This is a genomic window from Cupriavidus sp. R6-3 (assembly GCF_059772245.1).
In genome coordinates this window covers 1-1,955 of record NZ_JCBAJO010000415.1, presented here as the reverse complement: position 1 = coordinate 1,955, position 1,955 = coordinate 1, and the positions used below count along the sequence as shown (strand labels likewise).

Genomic DNA, 1,955 nt, shown 5'->3' with positions numbered 1-1,955 from the left:
AAAGCCGCCGGTGCGGGCCACCAGCGCGGTGGCGAACGGCGGCCCGACGATCTGACCGAGCCCGTACGCGGCCGTCATCAGCCCGATCAGCCGCGGCGCCTGGCCGCCGGCCAGCCGGCGCGCCTCGTGCATGGCGAACAGCACCAGCGCGGTGAACGGCAGCCCCGCCAGCAGGCTGCTGAGCGCGAAACCGGCCAGCGTCGGCCACACCGCCGCGATCGCCACGCCCGCCGCCTGCATGCCATAGGCCAGCGCCAGCAGCACGCGGTTGTCGTGCCGCACGCCGATGCGCACGGCCGTCAGCGCGCCGAGCGCCACCGCGGCGCCGAACAGCGGCCAGAACAGGTCCGCCCACAACGAGCCCGGCATCGCCTGGCGCGCGATCACCGGCAGGAAGGTCGCGGTGATGATGTAGCCGAAACCGGCCAGCCCGTAGGCCACGGTCAGCGCCCAGGCCTCGCCGGACCACGCCGCCATGCGCGGCGGCGCCGCCGCGGCGGAAGCCGTGGCCGAGTGGGGCGCCGAGTCGGGCTGGAAGATGCGCCATACCGCCGCCACCAGCACCAGCGCCAGCACGCCGAACGCGATCCAGCCCCAGGCCGCGCTCCAGTCCATGCCGACCATGCCGAAGGCCGAAACCCCGGTGGCGACGATGCCGATGCCCGGTCCGCAGAAGATCAGGCCCCCGAGCGCCGGCTTGCCCGCCTCGGCCAGCCGCTGCATGCACCAGGCCGCGGTATAGACCAGCACGAAGGCGCTCGCGACACCGGCGGCGGCGCGCCACAGCGACCAGGACAGCATGCCCAGCGGCAACGCCATCGCCAGCGTCAGCGCGACGGTGGCCGCCAGGCCCCAGCGCACCATGCGCGCGGCATCGGGCCGGATCAGCAGGCAGGCCAGCGCGCCGACGAAATAGCCGATGTAGTTCCAGGTCGCGATCCACCCGCCCTGATGCAGCGTCACGCTGCCGTCGTGCAGCATCATCGGCAGCAAGGGCGTGAAGGCGAAGCGGCCGATGCCCATGGCGACGGCCAGCGAGACCAGGCCGCCGAGCGCGACCGCCCAGGCGCCCGGACGGCGGGCTTCGCTGCCAGCGAGCGTGCCGTGGACCAGCTCGGGATTGCGGGAGGGCGAGACTGACACGATGCGGATTCTCCGTTCTGGCGCGTCGGCGATCCCGCTATCGTACCCGCGGCGGGCAAAGCGCGACGGCGGCGCGCCAAGACCACGGCACCGTCCCGGGCAAGCCGTGTCGTGTCGCCTACACTGGAATGAGCGCCGCAAGGCGTTTCAGCGCCTCGACGAACTGGTCGTCCCCGCGCACGCGGGGGACCCAGTGGCTGTCCAGGACGCCGCATTTCCGCTTTCGCGGGAACGACACGATGACCGTTGCAGCGCAATCGGCGGACGGCGCGCCACTGGGCGGCCACCGCGCAAGCAATGGTGCGAACGCTGGCGCGGCAGCCTTGGCCCCGCCGGCGCGAAGGACTTCACGAGCGCAGACCATGAACGCACAGGCAAGCTTCGCGCGGCGGCTCGCCGCCGTCCTGCTGCTGATCGTCGGCATGACGCTGGCTCTGGCCCAGCCCGGCGGCCCGGCCGACCGCGCGCGTGCGCAGCCGGGAGGCGTTGCGCCGGTCTACCTGATTCCGCTCAAGGGCGCGGTCGGCCCGGCCAGCGCCAGCTTCGTGCGGCGCGGCTTCGAGCAGGCGCGCCAGGCCGGCGCCCAGCTGATCGTGCTGGAGATGGACACGCCCGGCGGGCTGGACCCATCGATGCGGCAGATCATCCAGGACATCCTCGCGAGCCCGGTGCCGGTGCTGAGCTACGTCTATCCGGGCGGGGCGCGCGCCGCCAGCGCCGGGACCTACATCCTCTACGCCAGCCATCTGGCCGCGATGGCGCCGGGCACCAATCTGGGCGCGGCCAGCCCGGTACGGCTCGGCATCGGCGGC

At 73.4% G+C, this 1,955-nt stretch carries 2 protein-coding genes; one reads left to right on the top strand and one right to left on the bottom strand.

Annotated features, from left to right (window positions below):
- On the bottom strand, nucleotides 1–1,113 hold a 1,113-nt coding region (locus AC6EI8_RS26255; protein WP_498383361.1), incomplete at its 3' end, for a YbfB/YjiJ family MFS transporter.
- Between the two features lie 392 nt (nucleotides 1,114–1,505).
- On the opposite strand from AC6EI8_RS26255, the gene AC6EI8_RS26250 reads away from it, so the two are divergent.
- Nucleotides 1,506–1,955: Clp protease/crotonase-like domain-containing protein (locus AC6EI8_RS26250; protein ID WP_498383360.1), on the top strand; the 450-nt coding region annotated here is incomplete at its 3' end.